This window comes from Streptomyces gottesmaniae, from assembly GCF_031845845.1.
Taxonomy (GTDB): Bacteria; Actinomycetota; Actinomycetes; order Streptomycetales; family Streptomycetaceae; genus Streptomyces; species Streptomyces akebiae.
In genome coordinates this window covers 37,609-60,403 of the sequence record NZ_JAVRFJ010000013.1, presented here as the reverse complement: position 1 = coordinate 60,403, position 22,795 = coordinate 37,609, and the positions used below count along the sequence as shown (strand labels likewise).

The following is a 22,795-nucleotide window of genomic DNA, read 5'->3' as shown; positions in this document are numbered from 1 at the left end:
GCCGAGGATCTCGGTCGGCGGTCATCCCTGCCTGCCGTTCGTCCGCCCGGAGGCAGCCGTGCACATCCTGCTCCTAGCCAGCGCGTTCAACAGCCTCACCCAGCGCACACACGCCGAGCTGCGCGACCGGGGCCACACCGTGGCGGTCGAACTGGCCCTGCCGGGCAGCCCCCTGCCGGAGGCCGTACGACGCCACGCGCCGGAACTCATCGTGTCGCCGATGCTCAGGACGGCGATCCCCGAGGAGGTGTGGTCGGCGTACACCTGTCTCATCGTCCACCCCGGGCCCGTGGGCGACCGGGGACCGTCCTCCCTGGACTGGGCGATCCACGAGGGCGCCGACCGGTGGGGCGTCACCGTCCTCCAGGCCGACGCGGAGATGGACGCCGGCGACGTCTGGGCCTGCGTGCCGTGCCGGGTCCCTCCGGTGTCCAAGAGCGAGCTGTACCGGGGCGAGATCGCCGACGCCGCGATCGAGGCCGTGCTGCTCGCGGTGGAGCGCTTCGCCGACGGGGCCTACGTACCGCTGAAGCAGGACGGGGCGGGCACCGCCGACGCGGAGGCCGATGCCCATGCCCATGCCGGTGCGGACGTCGATGCCGAGGTCGCCCCACCCCCGTGCCTCCGCACACGTCCCTACCTCGACCAGAGCGTCCGGCGCGTCGACTGGGCCGAGGACGCGACCGAGGACGTCCTGCGCAAGCTGAGGGCGGCGGACTCCCAGCCCGGGGTGCTGGACGTGCTGCTCGGCGGCGAGTGGTACCTGCACGGAGGCCATGCCGAGGGCGTGCTGCGCGGGCGGCCGGGGGAACTGCTGGGCACCCGCGCCGGGGCGATCTGCCGGGCCACCAGGGACGGCGCCGTGTGGATCCCCGAACTGCGGCCCCGGCGGCTGCCCGGACAGCCGCCCACCTTCAAGCTGCCCGCCGTACGCGCCCTGGGCGACCGGCTGCCACCGCTGCCCGAGCACGCCCTGCCCCGCCTGCCCGAGAACCCGCACGGGACCTGGTCGGACATCCGCTACCGGGAGGACGGGAGCGTCGGGCACCTCGCGTTCTCCTTCCCCGGCGGCGCCATGAGCACGGAGCAGTGCCGCCGCCTCCTGGACGCCTACCGGGAGGCGTGCGCACGGCCCACCACGGTCCTGGTGCTGGGCGGTGAGCGGGACTTCTTCTCCAACGGGATCCACCTCAACGTCATCGAGGCCGCCGACGACCCCGCGGCCGAGTCCTGGGCGAACATCAACGCCATCGACGACCTGGTCGAGGCGGTCCTGACGACGACCGACCGGCTGGTGGTCTCGGCGGTCGCGGGCAACGCCGCCGCGGGCGGCGTGATGCTCGCGCTGGCGGCCGACGAGGTGTGGTGCCGCTCGGGCGCCGTGCTGAACCCGCACTACCGGCTGATGGGCCTGTACGGCTCGGAGTACTGGACATACACCCTGCCGCGCAGAGTGGGGCCCGCGACGGCCGACCGGCTCATGGCCGAGGCGCTGCCGGTGAGCTCGGCGAGGGCGCTGCGCCTCGGGCTCGTCGACCGGGTCGTGGACCGCTGCCCCGACGCCTTCGCGGGGGAGGTCGCCGGCCTGGCGGCGCGGCTGGCCGCCCTTCCGGCGACGGCGGCACGGATCTCCGCCAAGAAGACGGAGCTGGACCGGCTGGAGAGCACGACCCCGCTGGCCGGCTTCCGTGAGCGGGAGCTGACCCGGATGCGCCGGACCTTCGACGACCCGGACGCCGCGTACCACGCGCTGCGCCGTTCCTTCGTCCGCAAGGAACGGCCCGCGCACACCCCGCCGCACCTCGGTCCGGCCCGGGTTGCGCGAAGCGCTCCGATGCCCTCCGGCGCGATCGTCACCGGAACGGCCCCCGCTGGCGTCCCGTCCCGGTCGAACGGCTGATACGAAGAAGAGCGACGGTCGAAATACAGGCTTTCATCCCTTCCCTCCCCAGGAGGCGGTCCCATGACTGAGGCGACGCCGGGCACGCTCGATGCCGCTGACGCGGGCGCCACGCCCGCAGACGAAACGCCCACGATCCACATCCTCTGGATCAACGCGGGCCTGAGCTGCGACGGCGACTCGGTCGCGTTGACGGCGGCCATGCAGCCCAGCATCGAGGAGATCGTGCTCGGTGTGCTGCCCGGGCTTCCCAAGGTCGCCGTGCACTGGCCGCTCATCGACTTCGAATGCGGCCCCGTCGGTGGCTCGGACACGTTCATCGAGTGGTTCTTCAAGGGCGAGCGGGGCGAGATCGACCCGTTCGTACTGGTCGTCGAAGGCTCCATCCCCAACGAGTCGATCAAGCCCGAGGGCTACTGGTGCGGCTTCGGCGACAATCCGGAGACCGGTCAGCCGATCACCACCAGCGAGTGGATCGACCGGCTCGCGCCCAAGGCGCTGGCGGTCGTCGCCATCGGCACGTGCGCCACGTACGGCGGCATCCACGCCATGGCGGGCAACCCCACCGGCGCCATGGGCGTACCGGACTACCTCGGCTGGGACTGGAAGTCCCACGCCGGCATCCCCATCGTGTGCGTCCCGGGCTGTCCGATCCAGCCGGACAACTTCTCCGAGACGCTCACCTACCTGCTCTACCAGGCGGCCGGCGCCGCCCCCATGATCCCGCTGGACGACAAGCTGCGCCCCACGTGGCTGTTCGGGGCCACCGTGCACGAGGGCTGCGACCGCGCCGGCTACTACGAGCAGGGCCAGTTCGCGATGTCGTACGACTCGCCGACGTGTCTGGTCAAACTCGGCTGCTGGGGGCCGGTCGTCAAGTGCAACGTGCCCAAGCGCGGCTGGATGAGCGGCATCGGCGGCTGCCCCAACGTCGGCGGTATCTGCATCGCCTGCACCATGCCGGGCTTCCCCGACAAGTTCATGCCGTTCATGGACGAGCCCCCCGGCGCCAGGGTGTCGAGCGGCGCCAGCGGGGCCTACGGCGCTGTGGTCCGCAAGCTCCGGTCGATCACCGCCAGGACCGTGGACAAGGAGCCCAAGTGGCGCCGTACCGGAGAGAAGATCACCACCGGATACCGGCCCCCGTGGTGACCGGCGAAAGCGGCCGGAGCGGCCGGAGCGGCCGGAGCGGCCGGAGCGGCCGGAGCGGCCGCAGCGGCCGAGGCGGCCGAGAGTAGTCCGCCCCCGCTTCGCGCACCCCCCACCCCAACCTCCCGCGCAACGACGCAACGAAGGGCACGCACACTGATGGCACCGAAGACGACGACGGCCGGCGACGGCAGTGGCCTGGTGGAGATGGCCTGGGACCCGATCACCCGGATCGTGGGCTCCCTGGGCATCCACACGAAGATCGACTTCAAGCAGAAGCGGGTCGCCGAGTGCTACAGCACGTCGTCGGTCTTCCGCGGCTACAGCGTCTTCATGCGCGGCAAGGACCCCCGCGACGCCCACTTCATCACCAGCCGCATCTGCGGCATCTGCGGCGACAACCACGCCACCTGCTCGGTGTACGCGCAGAACATGGCGTACGGCGTGAAGCCCCCGCACCTCGGCGAGTGGATCATCAACCTCGGCGAGTCGGCGGAGTACATGTTCGACCACAACATCTTCCAGGAGAACCTGGTCGGGGTCGACTACTGCGAGAAGATGGTCAAGGAGACCAACCCCGGCGTCCTCGAACTCGCCGAGCGCACCGAGGCCCCGCACGCCGCCGAGCACGGCTACCGCACCATCGCCGACATCATGCGCTCGCTCAACCCCCTGGAGGGCGAGTTCTACCGCGAGGCCCTCCAGGTCAGCCGCTACACGCGCGAGATGTTCTGCCTGATGGAGGGCCGCCATGTGCACCCTTCCACGCTCTACCCCGGCGGCGTCGGCACCATCGCCTCCGTCCAGCTCTTCACGGACTACATGAGCCGCCTCATGCGGTACGTCGAGTTCATGAAGCGCGTCGTGCCCCTGCACGACGACCTGTTCGACTTCTTCTACGAGGCCCTGCCCGGCTACGAGGAAGTCGGCCGCCGCCGCGTCATGCTCGGCTGCTGGGGGGCGCTCAACGACCCCGAGTACTGCGACTTCACCTACGCCAACATGACCGACTGGGGACGGAAGATGTTCGTCACCCCCGGCATCATCGTGGACGGCAAGCTGGTCACCAACGACCTCACCGAGATCAACCTCGGCATCCGCATCCTGCTGGGCAGCTCCTACTACGAGGACTGGCAGGGCCAGGAGCAGTTCGTCACCCACGACCCCCTCGGCAACCCGGTGGACCCGCGCCACCCGTGGAACCAGCACACCATCCCGGCCCCGCAGAAGCGGAACTTCGACGACAAGTACAGCTGGGTCATGTCCCCGCGCTGGTTCGACGGCAAGGACCACCTCGCCCTCGACACCGGCGGCGGCCCCATCGCCCGCCTGTGGTCCACCGCCCTGTCCGGGCTCGTCGACATCGGCTACATCAAGGCCACCGGCCACAGCGTGGTCATCAACCTGCCGCGCACGATGACCAAGCCGGAGACCACCTTCGAGTGGCAGATCCCCAAGTGGTCCAACGCGCTGGAACGCAACCGCGCCCGCACCTACTTCCAGGCCTACGCCGCCGCCGTCGCCCTGCACTGCGCGGAGAAGGGCCTCGCGGAGGTCCGTGCCGGACGCACCCAGACCTGGGAGAAGTTCGAGGTCCCGGACGAGGGCATCGGCGTCGGCTTCACCGAGGCGGTCCGGGGCGTCCTCTCCCACCACATGGTGATCCGCGACGGCAAGATCGCCAACTACCACCCGTATCCGCCGACCCCCTGGAACGCCAGCACCAGGGACACCTTCGGCACACCCGGCCCGTACGAGGACGCCGTGCAGAACACGCCCATCTTCGAGGAGAACACCCCGGAGAACTTCAAGGGCATCGACATCATGCGCGCCGTCCGCAGCTTCGACCCCTGTCTGCCGTGCGGCGTCCACATGTACGTCGGCGACGGCAGAACCGTGAAGTCCATGCACGTGCCCACCGGCCTGAGCGGACTGGGCGGATGAGCGCGACGACGGCGACGGCGCCGGTGAACGCGGAGCAGACCGGACGCAAGGTCGAGGAGGTGCTCGACCGGCTGGCGACGAGCGGCGACCCGGCCGTCACCGCCGCGGCCGAGGAACTCGTCCGTTCCCTCATGGACTTCTACGGTGCGGGGCTCGCCCGCATCCTCCACCTGCTGTCCTCCGCGCCCGGCGATCCGTCGGCGCGGCTGCTCGGCGACGAACTCGTGGCGAGCCTCCTCGTCCTGCACGAGCTGCACCCCGAGGACCGCGACACCCGTATCGTCCGAGCCCTCGACACCGTCCGGGAGCACGCCCTGGACGTCATGGATTTCGACGAGCCGAGCGGCACGTTGAGGGTGCGCGCCCGGGCGTCCGGAGGCTGCGGTCGCGGCTCCGGCGACGAGGACGCCCGGCAGGCGGCCGAGGCGGCACTCGCCTGCTTCGCGCCCGAGGTCAGGGCCGTCCGCGTGGAGACCGCCCCCGCGGAACCCCCGCTGCTCCAGATCGGCTCCGCGCCGACGGGGGCCCGATGACCGCCACGAGCGCGCCCACGCGGACCACCGGGCCCGGTGCGGGCCTGCGGCGGTTCCTCACCGAGCGTCCGCCGCGGCAGGAGCGGTGCGAACTGTGCGCGGTGGCGGTGCCCGAGGACCACCGCCACCTGGTCGACACCGAGAAGCGCGCCCTCGTCTGCGCCTGCGGCGCCTGCGCGCTGCTGATGGAACAGCCGGGCGCCGCCGCGGGCCGCTTCCGCGCGGTCCCGGCCCGCTATCTCACGGACCCCGCCCAGCACCTGGACGACAGCGCCTGGGACGCGTTGCAGATCCCGGTCGGCGTCGCCTTCCTCTTCCGCAACGCGGCGCTGGACCGGCTGGTCGCCCTCTACCCGAGCCCGGCCGGAGCCACCGAGAGTGAACTCGAACCGGCGACCTGGGCGCAGGTCCTCGACGGCAACCGCCTCGCCGCACTCCTCGAACCCGACGTGGAGGCGCTGCTGCTGCGCCGCACCGAAGGCCGCTGCGAGTGCCACCTCGTCCCGATCGACATCTGCTATGAACTCGTCGGCCGTATGCGCCTCCTGTGGCAGGGCTTCGACGGCGGAGCCGAGGCCCGCGCCGCCCTGGACGCGTTCTTCGCGGACGTCGCACGACGCGCCCGGCCCGTGGCGGAGGCGGTGCGCCCATGACGGAGTTCTCCTTCGCCTGCACCGGCGTCCGCGCCGACCGGTACGCCGCCGGACCCACGCTCGTCTTCCGACTGCGTGTCACCGTCGCCGACAACGCGCACGTGCACGCGGTGGCGCTGCGCTGCCAGATCCGCATCGAACCGGCCCGCCGGGCGTACGAGCCGGCCGAGGCCGACGGGCTCACCGACCTGTTCGGCGAGCGCGCACGCTGGGGCAGCACCCTCCAACCGGTGCAGTTCGCCCAGGTCGCGCTGATGGTTCCCAGCTTCACGGGGGAGACCGACGTCGACCTCGTCGTGCCCTGCACCTACGACATGGACATCGCCGCCACGCGCTACCTCACCGCCCTCACCGACGGCGAGGTCCCCCTGCTGATGCTGTTCTCCGGTACGGCCTTCACCGGCACGGGCGGTTTCCGGGTCGAGCCAGTGCCGTGGGACCGCGAGGCGGCCTTCCGCATGCCGGTCGCCACCTGGCGGGAGATGATCGAGCAGCACTTCCCCGGCTGCGGCTGGATCCGGCTGCCCCGCGACACCATGGACGCCCTCCTCGCCTACCGCTCCCGGCACGCGCTGTCCTCCTGGGAGGCGACCCTCAAGGCCCTGCTCGACGAGAGCCGCGCCACGGCCCCTCCCGCGAGAGATCCGTTCCGCGCCCTCACCGGCACCACCGGAAGGACCGACACGTGAGTCTGACCGCGTTCGCCGCCGAGACCGAGGAGCGGTTCGCCCTCGCCCGGCAGGTGGCCGACGCCGTCCTCTTCGAGGGCTATGTGCTCTACCCCTACCGCGCCTCGGCGGCCAAGAACCGGCTGCGCTGGCAGTTCGGGGTGCTCGTGCCGCCCGCCTGGGGCGCCGAGTGCGAGGAGCACGACTTCCAGCACACCGAATGCCTGATGGAGCCGAAGGCGGGCGCGACCCTCTCGGTCGAGGTGCGCTTCCTGCACGCCCGGCGGCGCACGGTGCAGCGGGCCCGCCCGGACGGAGGCTTCGACACCGTCTCCGAACTCGACCTCGACGACCGGGTGCTGGTGCCCTGGGACGAGGGCGTCGAGGAACGCGTCGAGGTGATCGCGCCGGTGGACGAACTCCTCGGTGACGGCGTCGTCCACCCCTTCCACCGCCCGGCCCGGGAGGACACCGCACCGGTCCTGGACGCGGCGGGCCGCACCGTCGGCCGGCTGCTCCGGCGCCGCGAGGAGATCAACGGGACGGTACGGCTGTCCGCCCGCGAACTCGACGGCCCCTACCGGGCTCTGCGCCTGACCGCCGTCGTCGAGAACACCAGCGGCTGGACACCGCCCGAGGGACGCGCCGCCGACCGGGACGCGGCGCTGCCGCACTCCCTGGTGGCCACCCACCTGCTCATGGCTCTCAGCGCCGGATCGTTCCTGTCGATGACCGATCCCCCCGAGTGGGCCAGGGGCGCGGTCGCCGCCTGCCGCAATCTGCACACCTGGCCCGTGCTCGCCGGGGAACCCGGCCGTGCCGACCTCGTGCTGTCCTCGCCCATCATCCTGGAGGACCATCCGGCCATCGCACCGGAGAGCCCGGGCGCGCTCTACGACGCCACCGAGATCGACGAGATCCTCGCGCTGCGCACCGCGGCCCTCACCGACGAGGAGAAGCGCGAGGCCCGGGGCACCGACGAACGGGCCGCCGCCGTCATCGAGTTGGCCGACTCGATGCCGGCCGAGGTGCTGGAGCGGCTGCACGGCGCGGTACGGAGCCTGCGCGAGGTGACCGGCCCCGGCCCCACCTCCCCGGGCCCCGACTTCACGGACCCGGGCCCCGGCCTCGCCGCCCTGGGCCCCGGCCTCGCCGCCCTGGGCCCCGGCCTCGCCGCCCCGGGCCCCGGCCTCGCCGCCCCGGGCGGCGGCTTCCCCGACGAGTACGGGGTCCAGCGGCCGGACACCCCCTGGTGGGACCCCGCGAGCGACGCGGGCTTCGACCCGACGCGGGACCGGGTGATCGTCGACGGCCGGTCGGTGGGCAAGGGCAGCCGCGTCGAACTGCACCCGGGGCTGCGCCACACCGACGCACAGGACATCTTCCTGCGGGGCCGCACCGCCGAGGTCGAGGCGGTGCTGCACGACGTCGACGGCGGGGTCCACCTGGCCGTCACGGTCGAGGGCGACCCGGGCGCCGACATCCGCCGCGAGCAGGGACGCTTCCTGTACTTCCAGCCCGACGAGGTCACCCCGCTGGAGGACGACGCATGACCCCCTCCGCGCGGTCGGACCCCGGAACCCTGGTCGCCGGCATCGGCAACATCTTCCTCGGCGACGACGGCTTCGGCGTGGAGACCGCGCGCCGCCTCGCCGAGCGCGACCTGCCCGCCCACGTCGAGGTCGTGGACATCGGCGTGCGCGGGGTGCACCTCGCCTACCAGCTCCTGGACGGCTACGACACCCTCGTCCTCGTCGACGCCACGGCACGCGGCGGAGCCCCCGGGACGCTGTACGTCATCGAGCACGACGACGCGGCCCCGAACCCGTCGCCGGGCGCCCCCGCCCTCGACGGCCACCGGATGACCCCCGACACCGTCCTGGCGCTGCTGCGCACTCTCTGCGCGGGGACCGGCGGCGAGCCGCCGCGCCGCGTCCTGGTCGTCGGATGCGAACCGGCTTCGGTGGACGAGCGCATCGGACTCAGCACACCGGTGTCCGCCGCCGTGCCTGAGGCCGTCCGGCTGATCGAAGAGCTGCTGCGGAACGGCGAGCCGTCCGCGGCGCAGGCCTCAGCTGCTGAGGCTTCGACATGAGGTCCGACAAGAGGTCCGACATGAGGTTCGACATGAGGAGAGACGGGATGAAGAAGATCGTCATCGGAGGAGCGGCCATGGCCGCCCTGGTAGCCGTCGCCGCCGAGGTCCTGCCGGACATCAGGCGCTATCTGCGCATCCGACGGATGTGAGGCGCGGCCGCCGACCGGGCGTGTCGTGCGGTTGCGTCGAACGGCGTACCCGCCGGGCCGTGACGGCGCGCCGGGCCGAAGGACCCGCACGCGCAGGCCTGTAATGAACCCCGGCGGTAGGCAGGCGGCGGAAGGACCACAGACCCATGCACGAGATGTCCGTCGCGCTGGCCGTCGTCGACCAGGTCGCGGAGGCCGCCGACCGGGCCGGAGACGTCACGGCGGTGCGATCGGTACGGCTCCAGGTCGGCGAACTGGCCGGTGTCGTACCCGATTCGCTCGCCTTCTGCTTCGAACTGGCCTGCGCCGGAACCCTGTTGGAAGGGGCCGAACTGGTCACCGAAGCGGTGCCGGGGCGCGCCCGCTGCACTTCCTGCGCCCACGAGTGGGCCGTCGGCATGCCGCCCCGGCTCACCTGCCCCGCGTGCGGCGGCACGCGAACCGATCTGCTGGCGGGCCGGGAGCTGCAGATCGTCGACGTGCGCTGGGAGGACGGCGGCCCCGCGCATCCGTCCACCCGCGAACCGATCTCCGAGGAGAGCTGAACCATGTGCCGTGTCGCCGACCTGCGCCATGCCGTACTCGCGAAGAACGACGCGAGCGCCCACGAACTGCGCGCCGCCCTCACGGCCCGGGGCACCGCGGTCGTCAACCTGCTGTCCAGCCCGGGCAGTGGCAAGACCGCGCTGCTGGAGCAGGAACTGCTGCGGGCGCGCGAGCGGTCCGTTCCCGTGGCGGCGCTGAGCGCCGACCTCGCCACCGAGAACGACGCGATCCGCCTGGCGCGTTCGGGCGTCCCGGTCAAGCAGGTGCTCACCGACGGACTGTGCCACCTGGAGGCGGGCATGCTCGCCGGGCACCTGGACGGCTGGCTGCCCGACGAGGTCCGGCTGCTGTTCGTGGAGAACGTCGGCAACCTCGTCTGCCCCGCCTCCTACGACCTGGGGGAGACGCTGCGGGTCGCCCTCGCCGCCGTGACGGAGGGCGAGGACAAGCCGCTCAAGTACCCCACGGCCTTCGGTCTGGCCCAGCTGGTCGTGGTCACCAAGACGGACCTCGCGGAGGCCGTCGAGTTCGACGAGTTCGCGTTCCGCAAGAACCTGGAACAGGTCAACCCCGGCGTCGAGGTGATCCTGACCTCGGCGCGCCGGGGGTGGGGGGTGGGCGCGCTGCTCGACCGGGCGCTGTCCGCCGCGGACGGCGCGCCCGTCCACGCGCCGGTCATGGCCCGGCAGCCCCACCACCACGGCCACGACCACCACCACGACCACGGCCACGGCCACGCCCATGCCGCCACCCCCGCCCACCCGGAGGCCGCCGAAGCCATGGCCCACCCCCAGTCGTGAGCGCTGCGCAGGCTCCGGCCGCCGTCACCGAGGACACCCGGCTGCGCCGCCGCGTCACCGTCCGGGGAGTCGTCCAGGGGGTGGGCTTCCGGCCCTACCTGTACGGCCTCGCCACCGAACTCGCCCTGGCCGGACACGTGTCCAACACTCCGGAGGGCGTGGTCGTGGAGGTGGAGGGCACCGCCTCCGCCGTGGCCCGGTTCTGCGACCGGATCGCCGCGCAGGCACCCCCGCTGGCCCGCGTCGACTCGGTCGACCACCGGGAGTTGCCTCCCGTCGGCGGCACCACGTTCACCATCCTCGCCTCCCACTCCGGCGGCCCGGCCCGCACCCTGGTCTCCCCGGACTCCGCCACCTGTGTCGACTGCCTCGCCGAACTGGCCGATCCGACGGACCGTCGGTACCGCCACCCGTTCGTCAACTGCACGCACTGCGGCCCGCGGTTCACGATCGTCACGGGTGTGCCCTACGACCGGGCCCACACCACCATGGCCCGCTTCGCGATGTGCGTCGACTGCTCCCGCGAGTACGGGGACCCGGCCGACCGGCGCTTCCACGCGCAGCCGGTCGCCTGCCCGGCCTGCGGGCCCCGGCTGCGGCTGCTCGTCGCCCAGCAGGGCGGAGCGCGCAGCGCCGACGGGGTGGACCCGGTCGTCGAGGCGCGCGCCCTGCTGGCGCGGGGCGCGATCCTCGCGGTGAAGGGCCTCGGCGGCTATCACCTGGCCTGCGACGCCACCGACCAGGCGGCCGTCGAACTGCTGCGGCGTCGCAAGGCACGCGGGGACAAGCCGTTCGCCGTCATGGCCGGTTCGACGGACGATGTCCGGCACCTCGTGCGGTTGAGCCCCGAGGAGCAGAAGCTGCTCGAAAGCCGGGCCAGGCCGGTCGTCCTGATGAGACGGCGACCGCGGCCGCCGTACGCCGGCGGGGACGTGCGGCCCGCGGAGGCCGTCGCGCCCGGCAGCCCCGATCTCGGCGTCATGCTGCCGTACACGCCCCTGCACCGTCTGCTGCTGGGCCTGCCCGGCGACGCGGACGGCCCTCGGCTGCTCGTGATGACCAGCGGCAACGTGTCCGGGGAACCGATCGTCACGGACGACGCCGAGGCGCTGGAGCGGCTCGCGCACCTGGCCGACGGCTGGCTCACCCACGACCGGCCGATCCACGTCCCGTGCGACGACTCCGTGGTCCGGGTCTGCGACGGTGAGCCCCTGGTGCTCCGCCGCTCCCGTGGCTACGCGCCGCTGCCGCTCATCCTCCCGCTACCCGTGCGGCCGGCCCTCGCCGTCGGTGGCGACCTGAAGAACACCTTCTGCCTGGGATCGGGCCGCCACGCCTGGCTGTCGGCGCACATCGGCGACATGGACGACCTCGGTACGCAGCGGGCCTTCGCGCACGCGACGGCACACCTGGAGGCGCTCACGGGGGTGCGGCCCGAGACCCTGGTGTCAGACCGTCACCCCGGCTACCGCTCCGCCCGGTGGGCCGACCGCGACGCGGCACGGCGGCCCGTCGTGCGGGTCCAGCACCATCACGCGCACATCGCCGCCGCGATGGCCGAGCACGGGCTCGACGGCACCCGGCCGGTCGTCGGCGTCGCCTTCGACGGCACGGGCCACGGCGACGACGGCGCCGTATGGGGCGGGGAGTTCCTGCTCGCCGACTACGACCGCTTCACCCGGTTCGGCCATCTCGCCTACGTGCCGCTGCCCGGCGGCGACGCGGCCGTACGGCGGCCGTACCGCATGGCGTTGGCCCACCTGAGGGCGGCCCGGATCGACTGGACCGACGACCTCCCGTGCACCGCCGCCTGCCCGCCCGACGAACTGCGCCTGCTGGAGAGGCAGTTGGAGCGCTCCCTGAACTGCGTCCCCACCTCCAGCATGGGCCGTCTCTTCGATGCGGTGTCCTCCCTCGCCGGGGTCTGCCACCGGGCCGGTTACGAGGCGCAGGCCGCCGTCGAGTGGGAGGCCGCCGCCCTGCTCGCACCGGCCGGGGACACCTCCGCGTACGCCTTCGACCTCCGCGAGCCGGAGGACGGCGGGGGCGGCGCCGTACGGGCCGATCCGGCACCCGTGCTCGCGGCGATCGTCGACGACCTGCGCGCGGGCGTCGAACCGGCCCTGATCGCGGCACGCTTCCACCGGGGCGTGGCCGCTCTGGTGCACGGCATGTGCCTGCGGGCGAGGGAGCGGCACCGGCTGGACACGGTCGTCCTCACGGGAGGCGTGTTCGCCAACACGCTGCTCTCGTCGGCCTGCGCCTCCGCCCTGCGCGGGGACGGCTTCACGGTCCTGCGGCACCACCTGGTGCCGCCGGGCGACGGCGGTCTGGCGCTGGGCCAGCTGATGGTGGCCGCCCGCACCGTTTCCACTCCCACCGACTGAAGCACGCGCGACCACAGCGAGGAGAGGCTCATGTGCCTGGCGGTACCCGGCAGAGTGCTGGACATCGAGGAACGGGACGGCACCCGGATGGCCACCGTCGACTTCGGCGGCGTCGTCAAGGAGGTGTGCCTGGAGTATCTGCCCGACCTGCGGGTCGGCGAGTACGCCATCGTCCACGTCGGGTTCGCCCTGCAACGGCTGGACGAGGAGTCGGCCCGGCAGACCCTCGAACTCTTCGCCGAACTCGGCATGTTGCAGGAGGAGTTCGGCGACGCCTGGGAGATGGCGGCGGCGGAGGCGGGCGTGGCACCGGTGACGGAGACGCCGGCGGCCGAGACGCCGGCGGCAGAGGTGTTGGCGGAAGAGGTGCGCAACCGGTGAAGTACATCGACGAGTTCCAGGACCCCGAGCTGGCACGACGGCTCCTCGACGACATCCGTGCCACGGTGACCAGGCCGTGGGCCCTGATGGAGGTGTGCGGAGGACAGACGCACAGCATCATCCGGCACGGTATCGATCAACTCCTGCCCGAGGAGGTCGAGTTGATCCACGGGCCCGGCTGTCCTGTCTGTGTGACCCCGCTGGAGGTCATCGACAAGGCGCTGGAGATCGCCTCACGGCCGGAGGTGATCTTCTGTTCCTTCGGCGACATGCTCCGGGTGCCGGGCACGGGCCGGGACCTCTTCCAGGTCCGGGGGGAGGGCGGCGACGTACGGGTCGTGTACTCGCCGCTCGACGCGCTGCGGATCGCCCAGCGGAACCCGGACCGCGAGGTGGTCTTCTTCGGCATCGGCTTCGAGACCACCGCGCCGCCCAACGCCATGACGGTCCATCAGGCCCGGAAGCTGGGCATCCGGAACTTCAGCATGCTGGTCTCCCATGTCCGCGTACCGCCGGCCATCGAGGCGATCATGTCCTCGCCCAGCTGCCGCGTGCAGGGCTTCCTCGCGGCCGGGCACGTCTGCAGCGTGATGGGCGTGGGGGAGTACCCGGAACTCGCGGAGCGCTTCCGTGTCCCCATCGTCGTGACGGGCTTCGAGCCACTGGACATCCTCGAAGGCGTACGCCGGGCCGTCGGCCAGCTGGAGCGCGGCGAGCACACCGTCGACAACGCCTACGCCCGAGCCGTCCGCCCGGAGGGCAACCCGGCCGCGCGGGCGATGCTGGAGGACGTCTTCGAGGTCACCGACCGGGCCTGGCGCGGGATCGGGGTGATCCCCGACAGCGGGTGGCGGCTGTCGTCGAAGTACCGCGACCACGACGCCGAGCACCGCTTCGCGGTCGGTGGGATCCGGACGGTCGAGCCCGCCGAGTGCCGCAGCGGAGAAGTCCTGCAGGGGCTGCTCAAGCCGCACGAGTGCGAGGCCTTCGGCACTCTGTGCACACCGCGTACGCCCCTGGGAGCCACGATGGTCTCCAGCGAGGGAGCCTGCGCCGCGTACTACCTCTACCGGCGGCTGGACCTGCCCGCCGCCAAGGCCCGGGAGGCGAGCCCCGTTGTCTGACACCACCGATCTCCCCGCCCCCACCACCCTGGACATCGAGGCGTGGACGTGCCCGGCCCCCGTACGGGACAGGCCCCGTGTCGTCATGGGTCACGGTGGCGGGGGAGCCCTGTCCGCCGAGCTCGTCCAGCAGATCTTCGCACCGGCCTACGGCGGTGATGTGCTCGCCCAGATGGGTGACGCGGCCGTTCTCGAGCTGGGCGGGGCCCGGCTGGCGTTCTCCACCGACTCCTACGTGGTGCGACCGCTGTTCTTCCCCGGCGGCAGCATCGGCGACCTCGCCGTGAACGGCACCGTCAACGACCTCGCCATGCGCGGGGCCCGCGCCGCCTACCTCTCCTGCGGGTTCATCCTGGAGGAGGGCGTCGAGCTGGAGACGGTCACCCGGGTCGCCCAGGCGCTGGGCGCGGCCGCGCGCACGGCCGGGGTGGAGGTGGCCACCGGCGACACCAAGGTGGTGGAGGCCGGCCACGGCGACGGGGTCTTCGTGAACACGGCCGGCATCGGTCTCGTCCCCGCCGGCGTCGATCTGCGGCCCCAGCGGGTCGTCCCCGGCGACGTCGTGATCGTCAGCGGCGCGATCGGCGTCCACGGGGTGGCGATCATGAGCGTGCGGGAAGGGCTGGAGTTCGGCGTCGAGATCAAGAGCGACTGCGCCGCCCTCGGCGGTCTGGTCGACGCCATGCTCGCCGTCACCCCGGATCTGCACGTCCTGCGCGATCCCACCCGCGGGGGCCTGGCGGCGGCACTCAACGAGATCGCGGCGGCCTCGGGCACCGGGGTCGTCGTCCGGGAACGCGCCGTCCCGGTGCCGTCGGCCGTGGCCAACGCCTGCGCCATCCTCGGTCTGGACCCCATGTACATCGCCAACGAGGGCAAGCTCGTGGCCTTCGTTCCGCGCGAGCACGCCGACGCCGTGCTGGAGGCGATGCGCGCCCACCCCCTGGGCGCCGACTCCGTGATCATCGGCGAGGCCGTCGAGGACCATCCCGGCATGGTCGTGGCCAGGACCGGGCTCGGCGGCACGCGGGTGGTCGATCTGCCGATGGGGGAGCAACTGCCGAGAATCTGCTGACGCGGTCCGCAACCGGCCGCGTCAGTGCCGACCCGGGCCCACGTGGGCCGACGCGGTTCCGCGGGTCCTGTCGGGCCCGCGGAACTCCGCCGCTTCCACTCGTCCCGGGCTCTACGGGTCCTGCGGGTCCACGCCGGTCTTGGCAGCGGCGTCCTTGGTGCCGCTGGGGCGCTGGGAGCGGCCCTTGCGCCCGGTGTCGCGGCGGCCCTTCTCGTCGACGTCGCCGTACTCCTCGCCGCGCGCCCCGTGACTCTTCGCCGTGTCACCCGGGACGGATTTCGTCTCCTCCGCGGACTTCTTCCGGCCCCGGCCCGCAGGCTCGGCGTGCTCGGCCGTACGGAAGGAGCGCGGGGCGCTCGGGTTGTCCTGCTGACGGGTCTCGTCCACATCGGGCGACCAGCCGTGGTGCTCGGTGCCCCGGTGACGGCTCGGGCCCTTGCCGTGCGGCGGCTCGGACGAACGTGGTTTCTTCGACATGGTCCGACCTGTCTGTTCGTGGGCAATGGGAACGGCGCTCATACGTCGCCGCGATGGGTAAATTATCCCTCCTTGTCATGATTCGAGCACGCCAGGGCTTCTCGATCAGGGGGTGAAGACCTCGTCGAGGCGGTCGATCGCCCCGTTGTCGCCGAGGTGGTAGGTGAAGACGAGTCCGGAGTCCGGGTGGGCATCCAGCCAGTCCAGGAACTCCTGGACGCCGATGGGCTGATTCGTCGTGCTCTCCACGATGGGTGTGGTCACGGTGACGGCCGCGGCCTGGTCCATCGGGATGTACGTCTCCTTGCCGACCGTCTCGAAGGGAGCGCCGTCCGAGTTGGGGGTGCCGCACCCCCAGTTGCCGTGCTTGACGATCAGGCCCAGGGATCCGCCTTCGGGGGTGTAGCGGTAGACGGCGACCTCGTCGGGGGAGATGGGCATCTTGTGGTCGCAGTCGTCACCGGCGTCGCCGCCGGCGTGGGCGTCCGAGTCCGTGGAGCCCGTGGCCTTGGAGGAGGCGTCCGAGTCGGCTCCGGACTTCCCGGTGTCGTCGTCCGAGGGCGCGGACGCCTTCGGGGCGGGGGTCCCGGTCGTACCCGCGCTCTCCTCGCCCTGGGGGCCGCTCGTGGCCGTGGCGCTCGTCTTCGTGTCTCCGTCGGCGGTCTCCCCGCCGCCGTCCCCCGAGCAGCCGCTGAGCCCCAGCGCTCCGGCGGCGCAGACGCCCAGCATGAGCGCTCGGACGGGGCCGGGTCTGCGGCGGGTCCTCCTCGGCGTCACGTTCATGGTTCGTCCCCTCCTGCTTGTTCACGATCTCCGTGAGCCCCGTCGGCTCGCGAGAAAGGGACGATTTTCGGCCGTCGGCCGTCGCGCCCCGGCCGAATTCTGCACGCGGGCTCCCGTGGTGGCACCGGCGGGGCGTCGGGCACCCTGTCGCGGTCACCGCATGCGGAGGGCAGAGGCGACGGCCTCATCGCGTCCACCGTCGGCCGGAACGGTCGCGGGGCCGGGCCGCGGCTCTGCGCGGTCCGGCCCCGCCGCGTCACCTCACGCCTCGCAGGCGCTCTTGGTGTCGCTCGTGTCGGCCTTGCAGGTGTCGGTGTTGGTGCCCCCGTTGAGGGAGTCGTTTCCGAACACGCCGTCCACGGCGTCGAGGGTGTCGTTGCCGGCCCCTCCGCTGTGGCTGTCGCCGCCGGCGCCACCGACGAGGGTGTCGTTGCCCGTGCCGCCCACCAGGAGGTCGTTGCCCCCGAAGCCGGACAGGATGTCGCCCGCCGTGCCACCGGTGAGCGTGTCGCCGAACGGGCTGCCGTAGACGATCTCGACGTCCGTGAGGACGTTGTCGCCCTCGCCGCCGATGCCGTCGTCGGCGGCGTTGTCGATGTCGACGACCACCCCGGAGCCGCTCTCCAGATAGCTGGCGATGTCGCTGGCCCCGCCCCCGCCGCTGAGCCGGTCCGCGCCCGTGCCGCCGATGAGGAGGTCGAAGGTGACGCCGCCGTTCAGGGTGTCGTTCCCCGTGCCGCCGTTGAGGATGTTGCTGCCCGGGCTGGGGCCGCCGTTGACGACGTCGTTGCCGGACTCGCCCTTCAGGTCGCCGCGGACGTTGCCGGTCTTGGTGATGATGTCGTTGCCGTCACCGGCGTTGACCACGACCGTGTCGGTGTTGAGGCTCACCGGACAGGCCACCGAGCCGTTGACCTGGAGGGTGCATCCGACACCGGCGGTCAGGGTGTCGGAGGTGTCCTGGATGACGACGTTGCTCCCGGACAGGCTGACCGTGATGTTGTTGGCGCGCCCCGCCGCCGCGTTGACGACCACGTTGGTCCCGCTCTTGAACACACCCGTGGCCGCGCTCGCGGGCCCTCCGGTCAATGTCACCGCGGAGGCGGCCGTCGCCGCGACCACCAGGACCCGGAGTAACGCTTCTCTTCCCATGGACTCCCTCTCGATTTCCTCCGTCGACCGGCCCGGCGCACCGCAGGTGCCCCGGGCCGCCCCCACGGTCTCCGGCGGGCCCGGGGTGGCGCATGGGGGGAGGGCCCCCATATACCGGCCGACTCCGTCGGGCCAGGCACTGCGCCGGTCCGAGCGCGCCTTGCCCGGTGCGCCGCGACTCTGCGGGCCGCCCCCGGCCGTACCTCCGAGAGCCGGGGACCGGCGGGGCCTCCGAAGGCGCGGCCGCGGCGCCGGCCCTCGGGCGCGGCCTCGTCGACCATGGCAGACCGTGAGTACGGGCACATCCTCGGAGCGCTCGGCGACGAAGAGCGGACAGCGGGTCGGAAAGCGGCTGAAAGCACTCCGTCGAGGTGCTCTCGGGGGGCTGCGGGCGGCGGCGTGGAACCGTTCCGAGTGCCCCGGGTCCGGCCGTGTAGTCCGCTCGGGGCGGTATCTTTTCGGGGCGGTCGGGAACTTCACGACCGGCTTTGGTTGTCGGACGACAACTGCGTTAACCTTCACCGGATTTTCTCATCCGGCCGATTCGTGAACTGCGAAAACTCGGCCGGTGAGCGGGCCTTTCACGGTCCGGCGCGGGTTCCGAGTCCTCGGCGCGAGGGCTCTAGGGGAGCGGAACGAGGGTGCGCATGAGCGGCAAGACGACCGAGACGGTCGAACGGGCCCCGGGAGAGCAGGAGCTACGGCAGCTCCTGGCCGGACTGACCGCCGTACGGGACGGCGATTTCGGTACCCGGCTGCCGTCCGACGGCGAGGGGCTGCTCGGCGACATCGCCACCGTCTTCAACGGCATGGTGGACCAGCTGTCCGTGTTCACCTCGGAGGTCACCCGGGTGGCCCGCGAGGTGGGCACCGAGGGCACGCTCGGCGGTCAGGCAGAGGTGCCGGGCGTCTCGGGCACCTGGGCCGACCTCACCGACTCGGTCAACGCCATGGCGGGCAATCTGACCACCCAGGTGCGCGACATCGCCCAGGTGGCGACGGCCGTCGCCAGGGGTGATCTGTCGCAGAAGATCGACGTCCCGGCGCGCGGCGAGATCCTCCAGCTGAAGGAGACCGTCAACACGATGGTCGACCAGCTCTCCGCGTTCGCGGACGAGGTCACGCGCGTCGCGCGTGAGGTCGGCAGCGAGGGGCGGCTCGGCGGTCAGGCGCAGGTGCCCGGCGTCGGCGGTGTCTGGCGCGACCTCACGGACTCCGTGAACTTCATGGCCGGCAACCTCACCTCCCAGGTCCGCAACATCGCCCAGGTCACCACGGCGGTGGCGCAGGGCGACCTGTCGCAGAAGATCACCGTGGACGCGCGGGGTGAGATCCTGGAGTTGAAGAACACCATCAACACGATGGTGGACCAGCTGTCCGGTTTCGCCGACGAGGTCACGCGCGTCGCCCGCGAGGTGGGCACCGAGGGGCGGCTCGGCGGACAGGCGGACGTCAAGGGCGTGAAGGGCACCTGGCGGGACCTCACGGACTCCGTGAACTTCATGGGGGCCAACCTCACCTCCCAGGTCCGCAACATCGCCCAGGTGGCCACGGCGGTGGCGCAGGGCGATCTGTCGCAGAAGATCACCGTGGACGCCCGCGGGGAGATCCTGGAGCTCAAGGACACCATCAACACGATGGTGGACCAGTTGTCCGGTTTCGCGGACGAGGTCACGCGCGTCGCGCGCGAGGTCGGCACCGAGGGCAATCTGGGCGGACAGGCGATCGTCCGGGGTGCCTCGGGCACCTGGAAGGACCTGACCGACAACGTCAACGTCATGGCGTCCAACCTGACCGGCCAGGTCCGCTCGATCGCCCAGGTCGCCACGGCCGTCGCGCGCGGCGACCTGTCCCAGAAGATCACCGTCGAGGCCAAGGGCGAGGTCGCCGCCCTCGCCGACGTCATCAACACCATGGTCGACACCCTGTCCGCGTTCGCCGACGAGGTCACCCGTGTCGCCCGCGAGGTCGGCACCGAGGGACGCCTCGGGGGCCAGGCGCACGTTCCCAACGTCGCGGGCACCTGGAAGGACCTGACCGACAACGTCAACTCGATGGCGAACAACCTCACCGGTCAGGTCCGCAACATCGCCCTGGTGACGACGGCGGTGGCGGGCGGTGACCTGTCGAAGAAGATCGACGTCGACGCCCGCGGCGAGATCCTGGAGCTGAAGACCACCATCAACACGATGGTCGACCAGCTGTCGTCGTTCGCCGCCGAGGTCACCCGCGTCGCCCGCGAGGTCGGCAGTGAGGGGCGGCTCGGTGGGCAGGCCGAGGTGGAGGGCGTCGAGGGCACCTGGAAGCGGCTCACCGAGAACGTCAACGAACTGGCCGGAAACCTCACCCGGCAGGTCCGCGCCATCGCCGAGGTCACCAGCGCCGTCGCCGAGGGTGACCTGACGCGCTCCATCACCGTCGAGGCGTCCGGTGAGGTCGCCGACCTCAAGGACAACATCAACTCCATGGTGGAGTCCCTGCGCGAGACCACCCGGGCCAACCAGGAGCAGGACTGGCTGAAGACCAACCTCGCCCGGATCTCCGGCCTGATGCAGGGCCACCGTGACCTGCCCGTCGTCGCCGAGCTCATCATGGATGAGCTCGCACCGCTGGCCTCGGCCCAGTACGGCGCCTTCTACCTCGCCGAGGACACCGAGCGGGGGCCGGAACTGCGGCTGGTGGGCTCGTACGGCTACCCCGACGACACCGACCGGCCCGAGCGCATCCCCGTGGGCCGTTCGCTGGTCGGACAGGCCGCGCGCAACCGCCGTCCCATCAGCGTCGAGGAACTGCCGCCGGGCTATGTGACCATCTCCTCCGGACTCGGGCAGGCCGTGCCCAGCGCCCTGGTGGTGCTGCCCATCGTGGTCGAGGACCAGGTCCTCGGCGTCATCGAACTGGGATCCGTCACCCCCTTCACCCAGATCCACCAGGACTTCCTCACCCAGCTGATGCCGACCATCGGCGTCAACCTCAACACGATCGTGGCCAACGCCCGCACCGACGAACTGCTCGGGGAGTCCCAGCGGCTGACCGCCGAACTCCAGGCGAGGTCCGAGGAGTTGCAGGTGCAGCAGGAGGAACTGCAGCGCTCCAACGCCGAGCTGGAGGAGAAGGCCTCCCTGCTGGCCTCGCAGAACAGCGACATCGAGGCCAAGAACCTGGAGATCGAACAGGCGCGGCAGGAGCTGGAGACGCGCGCACAGCAGCTGGCTCTGGCGTCCAAGTACAAGTCGGAGTTCCTGGCGAACATGAGCCACGAACTGCGCACGCCGCTCAACAGCCTGCTGATCCTGGCCCAGTTGCTGGCCCAGAACCCCTCGCGCAACCTCACGCCCAAGCAGGTCGAGTACGCGGGCATCATCCACTCGGCTGGCTCGGACCTGCTGCAGCTGATCAACGACATCCTCGACCTGTCGAAGGTCGAGGCGGGCAAGATGGACGTCGCCCCCGAGCGGGTACCACTGCGCAAGCTGCTCGAGTACGTCGAGGCCACGTTCCGCCCGATGACGTCGCAGAAGAGCCTGGACTTCACGGTGGCCACCGCACCGGGGACGCCCGCCGACCTGCTCACCGACGACTCCCGGCTGCGGCAGATCCTGCGCAACCTGCTGTCGAACGCGGTGAAGTTCACCGAAGAGGGCGGTGTCACCCTGCGCATCGAGCCCGCCGTGGACCGCGAGGTCCCCGTGGGGGTCCTGCGTGGCGGTCCCGTCGTGGCGTTCCGGGTCAAGGACACCGGTATCGGCATCCCCCAGCAGCAGTTGGAGACGATCTTCGGGGCGTTCCAGCAGGCGGACGGCACCACCAGCCGCAAGTACGGCGGCACGGGCCTCGGCCTGTCGATCACCCGGGAGATCGCCCATCTGCTCGGCGGCGCCGTCACGGTCGACAGCACACCCGGTCAGGGCAGCACCTTCACCCTCTACCTGCCCGTGGCGCGCGACGACTTCGAGGAACTGCTCGACGGCGAAGGCCGACCGACGGAGCACGCGCACCCCTCCGGCCGTGAGCTGCCCTCGGCGTCCCGGCCGGACACCGCCTCCCCCACGGCGCCCGAGCAGCGCCGACGCCGCCTGCTGGTCGTCGAGGAGCGCCCGCGAGGACTGCTGACCCTCGTCGCCGAACGCGCGGTCGCGGACCTCGCGTCCGACGGCGATCCCCTCGGCGCGATCGACATCATCACGGCGGTCGGAGCACAGGAAGCCGCGAGCACACTGGCCTCCGAGCCCTGCCACTGCGTCGTCCTCGAAATGGCCGTCCCCGACGACGAGGGCGCGCGTCTGCTGGAAGCCATGGAGGGCGACTCGGCGCTCGCCAGCGTGCCCGTCCTCGTGCACACCGGCCATCGGGTGGACCTGGCGCACGAACAGGCCCTGCGCTCCCGTGCGGACGGCCGCCCGCTCGACTTCCTCTCCAGCCTCGACGAACTGCGCGAACGCATCACCCTGCACCTGTCCGCCGAGGAGCCGGGGGACGTGCTGTCCCTGGTACGCGCCGAGGAGACCCAGCGCCCGGCCGCGCAGGTCGTCGACGGCGCCTTCGAGGGCCGCAAGGTCCTCGTGGTCGACGACGACGCCCGCAACCTCTTCGCACTCAGCGGAATGCTGGAACTCCACGGCTTCCACGTCCTGCACGCCGACAACGGCCGCCGGGGCATCGAGATGCTGCTCGCCCACCCGGACGTCTCCCTGGTCCTGATGGACGTGATGATGCCCGAGATGGACGGCTACACCGCCACCTCGGAGATCCGTGCGATGCCCCAGTACGCCGACCTGCCCATCATCGCCGTCACCGCGAAGGCCATGCCGGGTGACCAGGAGAAGAGCCTGGCGTCCGGCGCGAACGACTACGTCACCAAGCCGGTCGACACGGGTGACCTCATCGGCCGCGTCCGACGTTGGCTGACCGTATGACGGGGCGTCACACCGCCGCGCGCACCAGCCCATCGCGTGGCGTCCCGGGACGCCCGAGCC

At 71.8% G+C, this 22,795-nt stretch carries 19 protein-coding genes; 16 read left to right on the top strand and 3 right to left on the bottom strand.

Features of this window, described 5'->3' with window-relative positions:
* The first annotated feature begins 58 nt into the window (after nucleotides 1–58).
* From RM704_RS16615 to hypE, 15 genes are all read left to right on the top strand, one after another.
* Entirely contained in the window at nucleotides 59–1,900 is a 1,842-nt protein-coding gene (locus RM704_RS16615; protein ID WP_033527204.1) for an enoyl-CoA hydratase-related protein, read from the top strand.
* A gap of 63 nt (nucleotides 1,901–1,963) precedes the next feature.
* Nucleotides 1,964–3,052 carry an NADH-quinone oxidoreductase subunit B family protein gene (locus RM704_RS16610; protein ID WP_033527170.1) on the top strand — a complete coding sequence of 363 codons (1,089 nt, stop codon included), beginning with the start codon at nucleotides 1,964–1,966 and terminating at the stop codon, nucleotides 3,050–3,052.
* Nucleotides 3,053–3,208: 156 nt separating this feature from the next.
* A complete protein-coding gene (locus RM704_RS16605) occupies nucleotides 3,209–4,993 on the top strand; it encodes a nickel-dependent hydrogenase large subunit (protein WP_033527171.1) in 1,785 nt (594 codons plus the stop codon).
* Nucleotides 4,990–5,526 carry a NifU-related iron-sulfur-binding protein gene (locus RM704_RS16600; protein WP_033527172.1) on the top strand — a complete coding sequence of 179 codons (537 nt, stop codon included), beginning with the start codon at nucleotides 4,990–4,992 and terminating at the stop codon, nucleotides 5,524–5,526. Before RM704_RS16605 ends, RM704_RS16600 begins: the two co-directional genes overlap by 4 nt.
* Nucleotides 5,523–6,179, top strand: a complete 657-nt coding sequence (locus RM704_RS16595) for a DUF5947 family protein (RefSeq protein ID WP_033527173.1) — start codon at nucleotides 5,523–5,525, stop codon at nucleotides 6,177–6,179. The genes RM704_RS16600 and RM704_RS16595 overlap by 4 nt, the downstream gene beginning before the upstream one ends.
* On the top strand, nucleotides 6,176–6,868 hold the full coding sequence (locus RM704_RS16590; RefSeq protein WP_033527174.1) for a DUF6084 family protein: 693 nt from the start codon (nucleotides 6,176–6,178) through the stop codon (nucleotides 6,866–6,868). The genes RM704_RS16595 and RM704_RS16590 overlap by 4 nt, the downstream gene beginning before the upstream one ends.
* Entirely contained in the window at nucleotides 6,865–8,400 is a 1,536-nt protein-coding gene (locus RM704_RS16585) for a hypothetical protein (RefSeq protein ID WP_033527175.1), read from the top strand. The genes RM704_RS16590 and RM704_RS16585 overlap by 4 nt, the downstream gene beginning before the upstream one ends.
* A complete protein-coding gene (locus RM704_RS16580) occupies nucleotides 8,397–8,942 on the top strand; it encodes a hydrogenase maturation protease (protein ID WP_033527176.1) in 546 nt (181 codons plus the stop codon). The genes RM704_RS16585 and RM704_RS16580 overlap by 4 nt, the downstream gene beginning before the upstream one ends.
* A gap of 47 nt (nucleotides 8,943–8,989) precedes the next feature.
* Nucleotides 8,990–9,094, top strand: coding sequence for a DUF6893 family small protein (locus RM704_RS45575; protein WP_398857170.1), 105 nt, complete (start codon nucleotides 8,990–8,992; stop codon nucleotides 9,092–9,094).
* Nucleotides 9,095–9,240: 146 nt separating this feature from the next.
* Nucleotides 9,241–9,639 carry a hydrogenase maturation nickel metallochaperone HypA gene (gene hypA / locus RM704_RS16575; RefSeq protein ID WP_033527177.1) on the top strand — a complete coding sequence of 133 codons (399 nt, stop codon included), beginning with the start codon at nucleotides 9,241–9,243 and terminating at the stop codon, nucleotides 9,637–9,639.
* 3 nt (nucleotides 9,640–9,642) lie between these two features.
* Nucleotides 9,643–10,440: a hydrogenase nickel incorporation protein HypB gene (hypB, locus tag RM704_RS16570; RefSeq protein WP_033527178.1), complete on the top strand. Its 798-nt coding sequence runs from the start codon at nucleotides 9,643–9,645 to the stop codon at nucleotides 10,438–10,440.
* On the top strand, nucleotides 10,437–12,827 hold the full coding sequence (gene hypF / locus RM704_RS16565) for a carbamoyltransferase HypF (protein ID WP_033527179.1): 2,391 nt from the start codon (nucleotides 10,437–10,439) through the stop codon (nucleotides 12,825–12,827). Before hypB ends, hypF begins: the two co-directional genes overlap by 4 nt.
* Nucleotides 12,828–12,857: 30 nt before the next feature.
* Nucleotides 12,858–13,208 carry a HypC/HybG/HupF family hydrogenase formation chaperone gene (locus RM704_RS16560; protein WP_052146004.1) on the top strand — a complete coding sequence of 117 codons (351 nt, stop codon included), beginning with the start codon at nucleotides 12,858–12,860 and terminating at the stop codon, nucleotides 13,206–13,208.
* Entirely contained in the window at nucleotides 13,205–14,332 is a 1,128-nt protein-coding gene (gene hypD / locus RM704_RS16555) for a hydrogenase formation protein HypD (protein ID WP_033527180.1), read from the top strand. The genes RM704_RS16560 and hypD overlap by 4 nt, the downstream gene beginning before the upstream one ends.
* Nucleotides 14,325–15,407 (top strand): hydrogenase expression/formation protein HypE, encoded by a 1,083-nt coding sequence (gene hypE, locus RM704_RS16550; RefSeq protein WP_033527181.1) that lies wholly within the window; start codon nucleotides 14,325–14,327, stop codon nucleotides 15,405–15,407. Before hypD ends, hypE begins: the two co-directional genes overlap by 8 nt.
* Before the next feature lie 111 nt (nucleotides 15,408–15,518).
* On the opposite strand, the gene RM704_RS16545 is transcribed toward hypE, so the two are convergent.
* The 3 genes from RM704_RS16545 to RM704_RS16535 form a co-directional block, all read right to left on the bottom strand.
* Nucleotides 15,519–15,884 (bottom strand): hypothetical protein, encoded by a 366-nt coding sequence (locus RM704_RS16545; RefSeq protein WP_033527182.1) that lies wholly within the window; start codon nucleotides 15,882–15,884, stop codon nucleotides 15,519–15,521.
* A gap of 105 nt (nucleotides 15,885–15,989) precedes the next feature.
* Complete coding sequence (locus tag RM704_RS16540; protein ID WP_033527183.1) at nucleotides 15,990–16,667, bottom strand: hypothetical protein; 678 nt, start codon at nucleotides 16,665–16,667, stop codon at nucleotides 15,990–15,992.
* A gap of 261 nt (nucleotides 16,668–16,928) precedes the next feature.
* Nucleotides 16,929–17,819: a calcium-binding protein gene (locus RM704_RS16535; protein ID WP_033527184.1), complete on the bottom strand. Its 891-nt coding sequence runs from the start codon at nucleotides 17,817–17,819 to the stop codon at nucleotides 16,929–16,931.
* Nucleotides 17,820–18,466: 647 nt separating this feature from the next.
* Here RM704_RS16535 and RM704_RS16530 point away from each other — a divergent pair.
* Nucleotides 18,467–22,735 (top strand): HAMP domain-containing hybrid sensor histidine kinase/response regulator, encoded by a 4,269-nt coding sequence (locus RM704_RS16530; protein ID WP_033527185.1) that lies wholly within the window; start codon nucleotides 18,467–18,469, stop codon nucleotides 22,733–22,735.
* The last annotated feature ends 60 nt before the right edge of the window (nucleotides 22,736–22,795 follow it).